This window comes from Simiduia sp. (genome assembly GCF_058345725.1).
The window spans coordinates 1-15,914 of the sequence record NZ_JBTUOC010000063.1 but is presented as its reverse complement, the minus strand read 5'-3'; the positions used below and the strand labels follow the sequence as shown (position 1 = coordinate 15,914).

General features: G+C 54.3%; 10 protein-coding genes. 8 read left to right on the top strand and 2 right to left on the bottom strand.

Going from position 1 to position 15,914, the window contains the following annotated elements:
* From ACW8F6_RS13615 to ACW8F6_RS13585, 7 genes are all read left to right on the top strand, one after another.
* The coding region (locus ACW8F6_RS13615; RefSeq protein ID WP_491576424.1) for a DUF808 domain-containing protein at nt 1-714 on the top strand (714 nt) is incomplete at its 5' end.
* Nucleotides 715-1,039: 325 nt separating this feature from the next.
* The gene (locus ACW8F6_RS13610) at nt 1,040-4,075 is read left to right on the top strand and encodes a TonB-dependent receptor (protein WP_491576423.1); all 3,036 of its coding nucleotides are present in this window, start codon (nt 1,040-1,042) and stop codon (nt 4,073-4,075) included.
* 113 nt (nt 4,076-4,188) lie between these two features.
* Complete coding sequence (locus ACW8F6_RS13605) at nt 4,189-6,402, top strand: polysaccharide lyase 6 family protein (protein WP_491576422.1); 2,214 nt, start codon at nt 4,189-4,191, stop codon at nt 6,400-6,402.
* A complete protein-coding gene (locus ACW8F6_RS13600) occupies nt 6,395-8,584 on the top strand; it encodes an alginate lyase family protein (protein ID WP_491576421.1) in 2,190 nt (729 codons plus the stop codon). Before ACW8F6_RS13605 ends, ACW8F6_RS13600 begins: the two co-directional genes overlap by 8 nt.
* 183 nt (nt 8,585-8,767) lie before the next feature.
* Nucleotides 8,768-10,066, top strand: coding sequence for an MFS transporter (locus tag ACW8F6_RS13595; protein ID WP_491576420.1), 1,299 nt, complete (start codon nt 8,768-8,770; stop codon nt 10,064-10,066).
* A gap of 186 nt (nt 10,067-10,252) precedes the next feature.
* Complete coding sequence (locus ACW8F6_RS13590) at nt 10,253-11,005, top strand: SDR family NAD(P)-dependent oxidoreductase (protein WP_491576419.1); 753 nt, start codon at nt 10,253-10,255, stop codon at nt 11,003-11,005.
* 2 nt (nt 11,006-11,007) lie between these two features.
* Nucleotides 11,008-11,976 (top strand): sugar kinase, encoded by a 969-nt coding sequence (locus tag ACW8F6_RS13585; protein ID WP_491576418.1) that lies wholly within the window; start codon nt 11,008-11,010, stop codon nt 11,974-11,976.
* A 112-nt stretch (nt 11,977-12,088) separates the two neighbouring features.
* Here the strand turns inward: ACW8F6_RS13585 and ACW8F6_RS13580 are convergent, their stop codons facing one another.
* Nucleotides 12,089-12,841 carry a FadR/GntR family transcriptional regulator gene (locus ACW8F6_RS13580; protein ID WP_491576417.1) on the bottom strand — a complete coding sequence of 251 codons (753 nt, stop codon included), beginning with the start codon at nt 12,839-12,841 and terminating at the stop codon, nt 12,089-12,091.
* 304 nt (nt 12,842-13,145) lie between these two features.
* Between ACW8F6_RS13580 and ACW8F6_RS13575 the strand changes: the two genes are divergently transcribed.
* A complete protein-coding gene (locus ACW8F6_RS13575; protein WP_491576416.1) occupies nt 13,146-14,969 on the top strand; it encodes a polysaccharide lyase family 7 protein in 1,824 nt (607 codons plus the stop codon).
* 542 nt (nt 14,970-15,511) lie between these two features.
* Here ACW8F6_RS13575 and ACW8F6_RS13570 read toward each other — a convergent pair.
* The coding region (locus ACW8F6_RS13570) for a polysaccharide lyase family 7 protein (protein WP_491576415.1) at nt 15,512-15,914 on the bottom strand (403 nt) is incomplete at its 5' end.

The following is a 15,914-nucleotide window of genomic DNA, read 5'->3' as shown; positions in this document are numbered from 1 at the left end:
CTCAATAAACTACTGCTGGTGCCCGCCGCGCTGGCCATTAGCGCGTTTATTCCCTGGCTGATCACGCCACTGTTGATGCTGGGTGGGCTGTACCTGTGCTTCGAAGGCGTAGAAAAAGTCTGGCACAGCGTGTTTCAGCGCGACCAGGTGCAGGCGGCCAAGCAGGCCATTCATCGAGCCCTCTTAGATCCCAAGGTCGACTTTAAGCAGGTGGAGGCGGAGAAAATCAAAGGTGCCATTCGCACAGACTTTGTACTGTCGGCGGAAATTATTGTCATCGCATTGGGCACGGTCAGTGCAGCGCCCTTTGTCACGCAGGTGCTGGTGGTCACCACCATTGCCGCAGCCATGACCGTGGGCGTTTATGGCCTGGTCGCCTTCATCGTGAAGTTGGACGACATGGGCCTGTACCTGCAAAATCAGGCGGGCGACGGCTTTACCCGCGCTGCCGGGCGGTCGCTGGGGGCGGGTATATTGGCATTTTGCCCCTGGTTGATGAAAGGGTTGTCGGTAGTCGGTACTGCCGCGATGTTTCTGGTTGGTGGCGGTATTCTGATTCACGGTATTCCGCCGCTACACCACGCCATTGAAGCGCTTAATCTGCCTTTGGCTGGCCTGGTTTCACTGATATTTAACTTGCTGATTGGTGTGCTTGCCGGCGCCGCGGCGCTCTTGACGGTAAATCTCGGCCGTTCGCTGATGGCCCGCAGCTAAATTGGTCTGATAGATTTTTTGCCTTCCCGGGGCTGCTTAGGCCCCGTATCCCTTTCCTTTTCCGCTGAAACACGGGACACTGTGTTCGGGCGTCGCCCCCTGGGCTTTAGAATGATTGGCTATAACCTTACAGCTTTACTGTGCCAAGGAGCCCGGAAACAGCCGCTGTATCCCGGTAGAAGCCCGAATTCAGCCCGTTGATCACTCATCCTATCAGATAGATGTGTCAAAGTTGTTAATCCACAGTCTGACCAATTGGTTGATCTGATTGTCTGACTTGGATATAGTTATTCTCGATGATAACCATAAAAACGGAGACAACATCATGTCGATCGAGCAAACGAAGCAACGACAGTCCACTGAGACTGCCAAGCCATCATCATTCACCCGGCGGCCTCTGGCGCGCTGGATCACGCTATTGTCAGTGGCAGGTATTGCCGGTCCACTGATGACCAACGTCGCTCTGGCCCAGGCGCAATCGGAAGACGCTGCCTTGGAAATGCTGGAGGAAATTACCGTCACCGGTACCCGTAGATTGGTTCAGGATCAAATTGCCATTAAGCGGGACGCCACCTCGATTGTAGACGGCCTGTCTGCGTCCGATATCGGTGAACTGCCTGCGCTGTCGATTGGTGAGGCGTTGGAATCTATTACCGGCGCGGCCTCACACCGCGAAAATGGCGGTGCCACCGAGATTACCATTCGCGGCCTTGGCCCGTTTTTGAGCGCGACTCACTTCAATGGTCGCGAAGCCACAAACGGCAGTGGTGACCGGTCGGTGAACTTTTCCCAATTTCCGTCGGAGCTGATGAGTAAAGTGGCCATTGCCAAAACTCAAGATGCCTCGATGATCGAAGGTGGTGTGGCCGGTGTAATCATGCTGGAAACTCTCAAACCTCTCGAGTACGGCAAGCAGCGTATACAGGTTGATGCCAAGGCAAACTACAACCCAGACCAGCAAAATGTGGACAACAGCTTGCAGGGCGACTTGGGCTACCGCGGCACGCTGAGCTATGTCGACCAGTTTGAGTTTGGCGACGGCCAGGCCATTGGTGTTTCGTTGGGTATGCAGCGTCAGTCAATTTCCCAGCCGGAGGCGGAATACCGCAGTTCAAGCCCCACCGGATCGTCGCTGTGGGCGTGTTTGAATGATCCCAGCAATACCAACGAAGGTTTTTTCCGCAGCTCATCGGGCGATTGTGAAGACCAGATTTCTGGCAGCAATAACCAGGGCTACGATACCGAGATCGATCCCAATACCGGCAAAGCCGTGAGCGATGGTACTCCCTACGCCTGGACCGGTAGCTCGCGCAGCTACCGACAAAACGAAACCTCCGACGAGCGCGATGCGATTTTCGTGGCCCTGCAGTACCAGCCCAATGAACAGTGGGATATCAATTTTGATGCCCAAGTGTCCGATCGTACCCAAGCCGAAGAGCGCCACGACTTAGTGTTTGAACAAAAGCGGGTAACACCGGGCGTAACCGGCGATTCGCTGGTCACCACCGACAGCGGTGCCATCCTGCACTGGGAAGGTGTGCCGCGCTTTGAGGCCAACGGTGAAAAGTTCTCGCGGGAAGAAAACTACAAGGCCTATGGTCTCAATATTTCACACAACGTTAACGATCGCCTGACCATTGACGTTGACGGCGCATACTCGCAAACCAAACGCGAGGAGCTGCAGATCTCCAATCGAGCACAAGGCCAGCGGATTCCGGTGAGCTGGACCATGGGCAAGACAATTCCAACGATTATTGTTGAGGATCAAGACCTCAATGATCACAGCTGGTTTAGCAATGCACACCGCGCCCGCGTCGATCGTGAAAACGTACGTAAAAATGAAATTAAAGGCCTGCGCATAGATGCCGACTACACCTTAGACGGCGACTTCCTGAAGGCAGTGAAAGGCGGCTTGCGCGGTTCTGAGCTGACCTACGTGCAGTTCGGTGGCAGCCAGGGTAACGGCTCGCGCACTGAGTACACCAGCGGTGACAGCGACGTCGTAGATGGCATTATTGCCAACTGTGCCATCGAGTTCCCAGAAAGCAGTTTCCTGTCATCCGTGCGCGAGGGTAACCTGATCACCAACGTCGATAGCGATGGCAATGTCATTGCCGAAGGTACTGGTAACTCCTACGCAGCCTTTAACAACCAATGCTTCGCCAACGCGCTAGCGGCAGCCAACGGTGAGCCCTTTGCGTACCCGGATGTCGAGTTGTTGAATCCAGGTTCAACCAATGTCACCGAAACCACCTACGCTGCCTACATCATGGCGGATTATGAAACCCAGTTCATGGATCGGGGATTGCGCGGTAACTTTGGTGTGCGCGTGGTTAATACCGACGTGAGCTCCATCGGCTATCGCGATCGCTATGTCGTGATCACCGACGAAGATACCGGCGTTGTGAGCATCGACACCATCGATGGCGAAATTGAGTCAGTTAAAGGTGGTGGCAACTACACAGAACTTCTGCCTAGCATTAATATCGTTTGGGATTACGACGAGGACAAGATTATTCGCGGTGGTTTGTATCGCGGTATGTCCCGTATCAATCCATCCGATATGGGCTATTCGCGCACCTTTGATACCGATGACGGCAGTGATCCCACAACGCTGGAAGATTTGCTGATTGGCGCGAATGGTTCGGGTAACCCAGATGGTCAACCACTGATGTCGTGGAACGCAGATGTGTCTGTGGAGTGGTATCCCAACGACGACGCCATCTTCGCCGCAGGTCTCTACTACAAGCAGTTCCAGGGTGGTTTTGAGCAGCGCACCGTAATGGAAGACTTTGTCATTGACGGCGAAACCGTCAGCCTGCCCATCACCAATGCCGTAACTACCGATAAATCGAGCAACCTTTACGGTTTGGAAGCTTCGGTCGCCTATCGCTGGGATCTGGGAGTGGGTGTCAAATTTGGTTACAACTACGCCGACACCGACTTCGAGTTTGAGGACAGCAATTACGGCGACACCTATGTGACCGACTTGGATGGTGTGACGACACAGTTGACTGCCGGTATCGTGGATCCAGCTTCTGTGCCCGGCTTCTCGAAGCACGTTTTCAACGGCCAGGTGTACTATCAGATTGGCGACTTTGACGCAGCGGTTATCTATAAGTACCGCAGTGGCTACTTCCAGCCCTACACCAGCAATGGTACCCGTCTGCGCTACGTAGGCGATGTGGGAACCTGGGAGGCGAGAGCGTCTTACGACATCACCGACAACGTAAAAGTAAAAGTCGAAGCGATTAACTTGTTCAGTGCACCGAAAGAGCAGTACTTCTATGTAGAAGACAATTTGGGTGAAGTGAACGATTATGGTCCGCGTATTTTTGCTGGCGTAACCGTGAAGTTCTAAGTGACAGGCGCCTGGCCTTTGAGGCCAGGCGCCAGTGTTTCGGCGCGACAATTTTTGTATTTCAACCTTGCAGCAGATTGCTGTAGCCACTTCTTCAGTCGAGATTTGACACCATGAATCGACGTTCCCTTTTTATCATTCTGAGTTTAGTGGGCTTGCTTGTGTGGGCCTGCACGGATCAGGGTAAATTGGTTGGCACAATGGATGAGCTGAACCAGGCAATCGCAATGGCTAAACCCGGCGAGACCATCACCCTGCGCAATGGTGTATGGCGCGATGTGGAAATTCTGTTTGAGGCCAGCGGTGAGCCGGAGAAGCCCATTAAGTTGGTGGCGGAAACAGACGGGAAGGTCATCATCAGCGGACAGTCCAATCTGGTGTTGGCGGGCGATTACCTCCATGTCCAGGGATTGGTGTTTAAGGATGGCTACTCGCCCACGGGCAGTGTTATCAGCTTCAGAAAAGACCAGAATAAACTGGCCAATCACTCGCGTGTAACGCAGGTAGTGATCGATCGATTTAATAAGCCCGACAGGTTCGAGCCAGATATCTGGGTCACACTGTATGGCAAGCACAACACCTTTGATTACAACCACCTAGTGGGAAAAATGAATCAAGGGGTAACGCTGGCGGTGCGTCTAGATACCGAAGCCAGCCAAGAGAACCATCACGTAATTAGCCATAACTATTTTGGGCCGCGTCCCGTGTTGGGTTCGAATGGTGGCGAAACACTGCGCATTGGCACCAGCCATTATTCGCTCACCAATTCCTTTACCCGAGTAGAAAATAATGTATTTGATCAGTGCGACGGTGAAGTCGAAATTATTTCCGTTAAGTCGGGCAAAAATGTTCTGAAAAATAACCTCTTCTACGAGTCGGCCGGCACGCTGACGTTGCGCCACGGCAACGGCAATCTGGTTGAGGGTAATGTCTTCATAGGAAATAACAAGCCGCACACGGGTGGTATCCGCGTAATCAATGCGCAGCACGTGATTCGCAATAATTACTTGGAAAATCTCACGGGCCATCGATTTGGTGGTGGGCTGGTGGTAATGAACGGCGTGCCCAACTCGCCAATTAACCGCTACCACCCCGTTCGCGATGTCACCATTGAAAACAACACGCTGGTGAATGTGGATCATATCCAGTTGGCGGCCGGTGCCGACGCAGAGCGCAGCCAGGCGCCCGTAGAAACGCGCTTTACCAACAATCTACTAGTGGCAACGCGCGCGACCACTCAATTGATTACCGCCTACGACGACATCTCTGGAATCACCTTCACACAAAACGGTGTGCAGGGTTTTGAGCCCTCGGTCGGCGTCGATGCTGTTTCCGTTATCACGCAGCAGACGGCGGGGCGTACGCAGGATGCCGATGCAAAGCTCGGCGCTACAGACTTGGCAGTGCCTGCGTTGGACGACGTTGGAGTGAGTTGGTATCCCAAGGGCGACCTGCGACCAAAATTAGGGCAAGGGCGGGTCATCTCCGTGGCGCCCGCTTATATGGCAATTGAAAATGCCTTGCGCAGCGCTGAGCCTGGAGACACCTTGGCGTTAGCGGCGGGTGATTATACGGTAGAGCGATTGCTGGAAATTCCTTTCCCTGTGTCCTTCGTGGGTGCTGGCAAAGACAGCACGCGCATTCAATACACTCGCAATGCGCTATTTGAAATTCAGGACGGTGGCAGCCTGAGCTTGGCCTCATTGACAATCGATGGCGCTATCAGCGATGACACAGCGGGCAACACTGTCATACGCACAAGCCGGTATGGGATGTTGAATAACTACCAGCTATTACTTGAACAAGTACGCGTAGAAAATTTGAACGTCAATCATTCCTACAGCTTCCTCAAAGCCAGTAAGTCGACTATGGCCGACACCATTTTACTGGCGGAGAGCGAGTTCTCTCAGGTCACTGGTGATCTGCTTCGATTGGATGTGGAGCTGGATGACCTCGGTATATTCAACGTTGATTACCTGACAATTGCCGATAGCCAGTTTGATCAGGTGGCGGGTCGCGTTGCCTCCGTCTACCGCGGCGGTACCGATGAAAGTACCTTCGGACCGCATGTGGAAATTCGCGGAAGTCAGTTTAATGCCAGCGGCAATGGTAAGCGCAATGCCAATAAGGCGGTTATCGATCTGATGGGTGCGCAGTACATCACCGTTGCCGATAGTGCGTTTAACAACAGTGGCAAAGTACTTATGAATAGCCAGGTGGGCGAGCCCGTGTATTCCTTTAGTAATAACCAATGGGGCCAGCAATTGCCCCAGATTAAATACCGCGGTGAGCCCGTATCGATTGAGGAGTTAGTGGCAAGTGAGTAACCTTTTACGTTGGGTTCTGAGTTTTACTGCGTTTATCGCGCTTTCCTTTTCTGCGAGCGCCGCGACGCCCGGTATGTTGTTAACACAGCAAGAAGCCGCGGAAATCCGCGCGCAGCGGGCACAGCTACCACTACTTGATCACAGCTTTCAGGCCATAAAGGCAGACGTGGAATCGCTAATGGCTGAGGGTATCGATGTACCCCTGCCGGTGGATGCGGGTGGCGGTTATACCCATGAGCGACACAAGAAAAACGGTTTGGCAATATACCAGGCGGCTACGCTCTACCAAATTACCGGTGAACAGCGCTACGCTGATTTTTCTGTGGATCTGTTGCAGCGATACGCGGCGTTGTATCCCACCCTTGGGCCGCACCCTAAACACAAGCATCAATCGCCTGGAAAATTATTCTGGCAAATTTTGAATGACGCCGTGTGGCTGGTGTATGTCATACAGGGGTACGAACAGGTGCAAGCGTTATTGTCGCCTGAGCAGCAGCAAACCATCGCCAAGCAGTTACTGCATCCCTACGTTAATTACCTGGCCGTCGAATCTGCCTCGACGTTTAATAAAATTCACAATCATGGCACCTGGGCTGCGGCCGCTGTGGGTATGACTGGATTAGTATTAGGCGAACAGAAATATGTCGACATGGCCTTGAAGGGCGGCAAGCGCGACGGTAAGAGCGGCTTTTTAAAGCAGCTCGATATGCTATTTTCGCCCGACGGCTATTATACTGAAGGCCCCTATTACCAGCGCTATGCTCTCATGCCCTTTGTGGTGTTTGCACGCGCACTGGATCGCAAGCAGCCGCAATGGAAAATTTTCGACTACCGCGATCAGGTGCTGCTAAAAGCGATCTACGCCTGTATCAATCTCAGCTACAACAACCGCCTGTTTCCGTTGAACGATGCCATCAAAGATAAGGGCTTGGACACCATCGAACTGGTCTATGGCGTCGATATCGCTTACTCCCTGACCGGCGATGCTGGTCTGCTGAGTGTTGCGCAGGCGCAAAACCAAGTCACGCTTACCGGTGACGGCTTGCGTGTGGCGCAGGCACTTGCCCGGGGCGAGGTGGCGCCTTTTACGTTTGCCAACACACTGTATCGCGACGGCGCCAACGGCGATGAGGGCGGTGTGGCAGTGTTGCGCAACGTGGAGTCAGATACCGCACTGGTGCTTAAAGCTGCCAGCCAAGGCATGGGGCATGGCCATTTCGATCGCCTGGGTTGGCTGTTCTACGATCGCGGTAACGAAATTTTGTCGGACTATGGCGCTGCCCGCTATCTCAACGTGGTCACCAAGCGCGGGGGCGTGTACCTGCCGGAAAATACGACGTGGGCCAAGCAGACTATCGCGCACAACACCTTGGTGGTTGACGAGCGCAGTCATTTTGACGGCAAGTTGAAGCCTGCCTCAAAAACCAGTGCCGAAGTGGTGTACTTTTCCGAAGCCTTGTCGGCGGTGACCGCTGTCGAGCGACATGCCTACAAGGGAGTGGCTTTCACGCGCACATTGGCATTAATTAACTCGTCGCTACTCGATGGACCCTTGGCGTTTGATTTACTGTCGGTGGCATCAAAACAGCGCCACCAGTATGACTTGCCACTGCACTACCATGGGCAAATTACACATATCAGCGGTACGCCCTCCGTGGCGCTGAATAAGCTGGAACCACTGGGCCGTGCAAATGGTTACCAACACCTTTGGAAAAAGGCGGAGTGGACGCCCAAAGACGGGCTGGCACAAATAAGCTGGCTAAAAGACAGCCGGTTTTACAGTGTAACTAGCTTACTGCCAAAAAATGGCCAGGTGCTATTTGCCGAATTGGGCGCCAATGATCCCGAGTTCAACCTGCGTCGCGAAAATGCCTTGGTGCTGCGTCAACCTGCGCAGAAAAATGCGGTATTTTTGTCGCTGCTCGAAAGTCACGGTGAATACAATGGCGTGCGCGAATACACTTTGCAGCCCACCAGTCGTATCGTAGCGTTGGCGTTGATTCAAGAGCAGGGCGCACAGTTGGCGGTTATCGATTTGAAAGACGGTGCACGCCTCATTGTTGCCAAGGCCGACTCAACTGATTCAGAACAGAGTCACCAAATATCGCTTGAAGGTAAGCCTTACACATGGCGCGGTCATCTAGCCATTTTCGAGGAACCTAAGGTCGCTGTGTCTCAGTAACGATGGGGCGTCTGCGGTCGTCGCAGTGTATAAATGGGTGTCAGTGATTTGCACTGACGTGTACAGCTAACAACACAGGGGCAGTGGTCAAAGGCCAGTGCCGTATGCAAAGCGGGCGACAACAGGGAGGGCAACTGGCCTCCCTCGCCTGTCGGGCAATTGCAGTTTTACGAGGAATAATAAATGAAGCTTAAAGGGTTGCGATGGTGGGTGATTGCATTGATTGCATTGGCCACAGTAATTAACTATATCGACCGGCAGTCGCTCAATGTGCTTTGGCCAGCCATTGCGGCAGATTTGTACCCCGATAACACGCCGGATGAGCGCAAAGAAATTTACGCCTTTATCTCGGTGGTGTTTGTATTTTCCTACGCTTTTGGCCAGGCCATATTTGGCAAGATATTTGACTGGGTAGGCACGCGTTTCGGTTTTGTACTGTCGATTGGTATTTGGTCAATTGCCACTGCCCTGCACGCCTTTGCGAAAGGCGTTGTTAGCTTCAGTATTTTTCGCGCAATTCTGGGCGTGGCAGAGGCGGGCAACTGGCCTGGCGCTACCAAGGGCAATGCGGAGTGGTTTCCCACCAAAGAGCGTGCGCTAGCCCAAGGCATTTTTAACTCGGGTGCGGCCATTGGCGGCATTATTTCTATTCCGCTCATTGCCTTTTTGTCAGTGTATTTTTCCTGGCAAATGATTTTTGTGATCGTCGGTGTGGTGGGCTTGTTGTGGCTGGTGCCGTGGCTTGTACTGGTAAAGGCGCCGCCAAAATCGCACCCTTGGATTAGCGAACAAGAGCGCGAATACATTTTGACGGGACAGCTCAATCAGGATGCCGGCGCCGACAAATCCGATGATGGCTACAACCCTTCGACAGTGGAAATGCTATCGCGCAAGCAAAGCTGGGGCGTCATCATCGCCTCGGCCGCCATCGATCCTATTTGGTGGCTGTTTGTTTTCTGGATTCCTATCTACCTGTCTGAAGTGTACGGCATGAACGTCAAAGAGATTGGAATCTACGGTTGGGTGCCCTACGTAGGAGCTATGATCGGTGCTTGGTTTGGCGGTCTATTGGCGCAAAACCGTCTGAAAGCCGGCTGGAGTGTCGATAAAACCCGCAAGCTTGTGATTACCCTCGGCTGCCTGATCATGCTGCCGAGCCTGTTGGCAATGGCCAATCCCGGCGAGCCGGTAATTGCCGTGTTGTTAATGGCAGTGATCTTGTTTGGTTTCCAAACGGCCATTGGCAATGTGCAAACCCTGCCGAGCGATCTGTTCGGCGGTAAAACAGTTGGCACGCTGGCCGGATTTTCTGGCATGGCGGCCAAATTAGGCGCGGTGGGGCTGACCTCACTGGTGCCCTGGCTGACCTCTGGCGGCAATTATACGCCGGCATTTGTGATAGGTGCTGCCTTGGCCGTGACCGCCATGGCCAGCGTTTGGATACTGTGCCCGAAAATTGAGCCTTTAAAGCCCAAGGCGTAAGGCGCGCACCCCGTCCTAGTGCAATAGCCATTAGGCGGGGTGGTGTCAGCTGGTAGATCTGATAGATCAGTCTTTTAGTCAGACAAATTGGTTGACCACAAAATCAGATAAAGCTATAGTGCTTTCAACTAATCATTCCGGGCCCCCTGGGCCTGTTGGGAAATACAAACAACTGGGGTTTGAGTTATGGCGGACAAATTAAAAGGAAAAATTGTACTGGTCACCGGCGGCGGTCGTGATATCGGCGCGGCGTGTGCGGTAGAGAGTGCAGCGCAGGGCGCAAAAGTCGTGTTGACCTACATGGCCAGTGCCGCCGGCGCCGAGGCCGTTGTGGCTCAAATTAAAAAAGCGGGCGGCGAAGCCGTCGCATTGCAGGCGGACTTAACCAAGGCGGCCGATGTAGAGCGCACCTTGGCGACCGTTAAAGAGGCCTATGGTCGTTTAGATGTCTTGATGCACGTGTCCGGTGGCCTGGTTGCACGCAAGACCACCGCCGAGTCCGATCTGGATTTCTGGCACCAGGTAATGGATCTGAACTTGACTTCGCTGTTCATGACGGTAAAAGCCGCACTGCCCTTGATGCAAGACGGCGGCGCCATTGTGACCTTTGCGTCGCAAGCAGCGCGCGACGGCGGCGGCCCAGGCTCAGCTGCCTACGCGGCTTCCAAGGGCGCGGTAATGACCTACACACGTTCCTTGGCCAAAGAGTTGGGCCCCAAAATTCGCGTCAACTCCCTGTGCCCAGGCATGATTGATACCGATTTCCACAACCTGTTTACCAAGCCGGAAGTGCGTGAAAAAGTGGCCGGTGGCGCAGCACTGAAGCGCGAAGGTCGCTCCGAAGAAATCGCTCGCGCAGCGGTATATCTGGCATCTGAAGAGGCGTCTTATATGACGGGCGCCAACGTGGATGTCAACGGCGGCACCTACTTCTCTTAAGGATGTCTGCGACTATGCCTTCAGTTGCTGTAATCGGTGAATGTATGCTGGAGATTTCTCTGGCATCGGGCAGTCGCGGCTTGAATGCCGCCAGCCTGCCGGCCAATTTGTCCTTTGGTGGCGATGTGTTGAACACAGCGGTATACCTTTCGCGACTGAATGTGGCCACCGACTTTGTCACCGCCGTGGGCGACGACAAAATGAGCTATTGGCTGCTTAGCCAGTGGCAGCAGGAAGGTGTGGGTTGTGATCACGTTGTACGCCTGCCCGGCCACTCGCCGGGCCTGTACCTGATTTCAACCGATGGCACCGGCGAGCGCAGTTTTAGCTATTGGCGCGACGCCTCGCCGGCGCGCAAATTATTTGACGACACCCAGCGGGCAGAGCAATTGTACAACCTGCTGGGCCAGTACCCTTGGTTATATCTCACGGGGATTTCACTGGCGATTTTATCGGCCGAGGCGCGGGCGCGTTTGTTGCGCTTTTTGGATAGCTACCGGGCCGCCGGCGGCAAAGTCGCCTTCGACAGTAATTTTCGACCGCGCCTGTGGCCGGACCAAAGCGTAGCGCGCGAATTGTTCGGTCAATTATACGATCGCTGCGATCTTGCCCTGCTCACGCTGGAAGACGAAGTGGACCTCTTTGGCAATGGCGATCTGCGTCATCATCTGCAGCGCTTGGCGCGCCACGATATACCGGAGTTGGTGATTAAGCAGGGCGCGCAAGGTTGCCTTATTGTGGCCAATGGCGACGAGTATTTAGTGCCGGCGCAGCAGGTGCGTCCAGTGGATACCACCTCCGCGGGCGATGCGTTTAATGCTGGCTACTTGGCTGAGCGGATACAAGGGGGCGACCCCGCCAAAGCGGCTAAATTGGCCCACCGTTTGGCAGCGCTGGTGATCCAGCACCCGGGCGCCATTGTGCCCCGCCACGTTACCGCAGATTTGCGCGCAGGCGACGCGGTGGCGTAGTAAAAAATTACAGATGCTCTTGCGGTGTGGGCGCCGCAGTCAGTGTTCTCTCGCCCAATGTTAGGCCGCAACTGCGGCCTTTTTTTTGGGTGCGATTTAGCGGCGTTCGGCGCTAGCTGCTCACCAAATGGTTCAGTGAAAATTGCTGGCGACTTTTCAGTGCTTCTTTGCGTGCTGCCTCAATGGCCTGGGCCTCTGTTACGTGCAGCAGTGCATCGATCAGGCGGGCAAAGTGCAGGTGCATGGCTTTGCGGGCGGCGGCAGAGTCGCGCGCTTTGAGCGCGTCGTAAATAGCTTTGTGCTCTTGCAATCGGTCTTTACCGTCTTGCTTGCACACGCCTTCGTAGGCGCTTCTGACGCGGGTAGAGGTTTCGCGAATTTCCCACAGGCGCTTGATGGTCATCAGCAGCGCGGCATTGTTGGTGGACTGCGAAATAATCAAGTGAAAGCGCCGATCGGCCTCTTCGGCCGTTAAATCGCCCTGGGCGTTTTCTTCGGCCATCAGATGCAGTGAAGCCTCAAGCTCCGCCAGTTGTTCGGGCGTGATCATGCTGGCGGCAATGGCGGCGGCCTCGCCCTCAATCACTGCCCGCGCTTGCGTCAACTCGAAGGGGCCAATGTCGGGCAGGTGGCAGTTGGCATTCTGGCTGGGCTCTTTGACATACACGCCGGAACCGGTTTTTACGCGCACCTTGTCGAGCACCTCAAGGGCAATGATTGCCTCGCGAATGGTAAGGCGGCTTACCTCGAAACGCTCTGCCAGATCCCGCTCGGGGGGCAGGCGGCTGCCGGGGGGGTAGTCACCGGAGTCAATCAATTTATTTATCTCTTCAACGACCAGTTGATAGAGGCGGCGTCCGCTCATGTAGAAGCTCCCAGCTTGTTGAGTCCAAGGTATCTGACCGATTTTATATGACTCTCGGCGGTCTGCCTACCGGTTGTTTTGGATTAATTGTAGTCTGCATTCTAGCCTCTTGTCTGACGAATGTCTCAAAAATAACATATTTGGTTTACTAATTGGTCTGACTATGTTTTCATGCCGATTCTATGGACGGTAGAGCATGCATCAATAGGACGTGCCCCGGCTGTGTTGCCCACAGAGAGTTTCCTCGGTGGGCAGTCGTGCTCCTAACAATAAAATCTAATAACGCAATGACACGAGAAGCGATATGAAACAGGTATTTTTAGCGGTTCCACTTGCACTGGCGATTAGCCAAATGAGCCACGGTTTAAGCCCCCAGTCCGTATTGGACAGCGGCAACGATGGCCATTTGGCCAGCAATACTTTGGATGGCTCACTTGCCCCAGAATCTCGCTGGTCTGCCCAGGGGGCGGGCCAGTGGCTGCAGTACGATTTAGGTAGCAGCACGGCGTTGGCCCACATGGACATTGCCTTTTACAAGGGCGACGCACGCACCAGTCAATTTCAACTGCAGGTGTCGGGTGACGCGCAAAACTGGCAGACGGTGTTAGATGGCAGCAGCTCGGGTGCCTCCACCGATTACGAGCGCTTTTCCCTCAGCGGTACCACCGCGCGTTATGTGCGCTATCTGGGCCAGGGCAATAGCCAAAATGACTGGAACAGCGTAACCGAAGTGCGCTTTGTGGCCGCAGAATCGGGCGCCGAAATTGTGCCGCTGACCGTTGTTAGTGCCAGCGCCAGCAGCGACGACGGACACACGGCGCAAAATGCCATCGACGGTAATTTTGCTGCGGAATCTCGCTGGAGTGCCGTGGGCCAGGGCCAAACGTTAACGCTGGATCTGGGCGCGCAGCGCACCGTGTCGGCCGTAGATCTGGCGTTCTATAAGGGCGATCAGCGCAACAGCTATTTTGATTTGCAGGCCAGTAGTAACGGCAGCAGTTGGAGCACCTTGCAGTCGGGTTTGACCAGTGCGGGTAACACACTGAGCTTTGAGCGTTTCGCCGTGCCCACCACCAGTGCGCGCTATGTGCGCTACGTGGGGCAGGGCAATAGCAGTAACAGCTGGAACAGCGTGGTGGAAATGCAGCCACTGGGCGATAACGGTACGACGCCAACACCCACGCCGACACCCACGCCGACACCAACCCCTACGCCGACACCGCCCCCCACAGCAGATTGCTCGGGCATGGATATGTCTATCTGGGGCATCACCTATTCCGATGGTGTTTCGCGCAACAGCCAGTCCGACATCCAAGATCTGGTGGATCGTAAACCCCATGCGCCCGATTTAACCTGGGACGCCAACGGTTGCCCCACTTTCTACGCACCAAATATTGGCAGTACCTCCACCAATTCCAGTTTTGTGCGCAGCGAATTGCGGGAGTTAATCACCGAGTACCGCGACAGCAGCCCCAACGTGGGTGAGCTCAGTAAAAACAATTGGGTCACCAGCCGCGCTTCTGCGAGTAATCAGGAGAAGGCCGGTGGCGTAAATGGCACCTTGCGCGCACGCCTGAAGGTGAACGCGGTATCGGTTGACGGAACGAAAAATGACCAAATTGGCCGCATTGTGGTGGGACAAATTCACGCCTCCGACCACGAGCCGGTGAAAATCTATTACCGCAAGCTGCCCAATCACAGCAAAGGCTCGGTATTTTTCACCGTGGACGGATCAAGCGGCAGTCCCGTCGATCGCATTAACGTGATTGGCTTTACCGATAAAAATGACACAGGCCCAGGTGAAAGCAGCGTGACCGAACCAGAAAACGGTATCCCGCTCGGCGCCGAGTGGAGTTACGTGATTAAGCTGGTAGGTAACCAGCTGACGGTAGATGTGACCTACGACGGTAAAACCTACACTACTGCCGACTCCATTGCCTACACCAAAACCCGTTCGAAAACGCTGATCAGCAACAGCAGTGATACCAATGCCATTACCATTGGCAGCTTCTACGACAACGATTGGATGTACTTTAAGGCGGGGCTGTACAACCAGAACAACACCGGTACACAGCAGCCTGATTACGCCTCGGTGACTTTTTATGAAATTGATGTACAGCACGACTGATTCCCTCGCGTGCGCTCGGATTTTGTGAGCTACCGCATCGCTAGGAAGTAGCTCTACATTCTGATTTGCACCTTCGCGCCATACCGAAAGGATGGCGCTTTTTTTTGCCTGTCGATTGGCTCTGAACGCGTGGGTATCGGCCTGTAAAACAAAGCGAGCCGTTGGCTGGGCTTGCGTAAGATCGAAAACTAATGTGCTCCGGTGGTAGCGCGGCTCAGACATTTGTGTGTGGTACGCGCACAAATATCTGAGCTGCGGAAAACCAACCGCCGGCTGGTGGCACGGTGCTAGCTAGTAATGTAGGTTGGCGAACGGTCAGTGAGTGCACGCGAAAAACTGCGGCGGCGCCGCATTGGTGAAGACCGGCTTGGGGTGGGCGCTAGTGAGTTTTGAGATGGAATTGGAATAGTTCTATGGTCGTGCGCTCGAGTCTGCTTCGGCTGTGTAGGTGTCTGTGAATGGATTGGTCGCGCGCTTAGGCGTCGCGTAAGCGCGCGGTTTGTTCAGTCGCACTCGCGCGCAACATGCCTTTCTCTAGCGAGTTATTCGGTTGAATGGTTCACCGATAAGGCGTAAATGTCCACCACAAATTGACCTGCCGAGCCAATGGGCGCCTGCGCGTAATTTCCGGCTTTGAAATAATAGCTATGCGCCCGCCAATCGCCGCTCAAAGCATCGCTGCCAAAGGCGACTTGTTGCGTTTGACCCGCCACGGTAATGCTAAGCAGATCTCCAGACAGCGACAGTTGGTAGTCAAAGGGCGCGGTGCCGGGCGTTGAAAATGTCAGGCTAAAGGGGTTGCCGTCAACCGGGTGTTTATTGATGATGGCCCGAACCGGTGCTGTGGGGCCATCCCATTGCAGTTTAACCAACGCTTTAGAGGAATCCTTGGCGTGAATTTGGCCGATCACCACCTGTGGGTCGGCGGGGTAGTAATCGGTGACG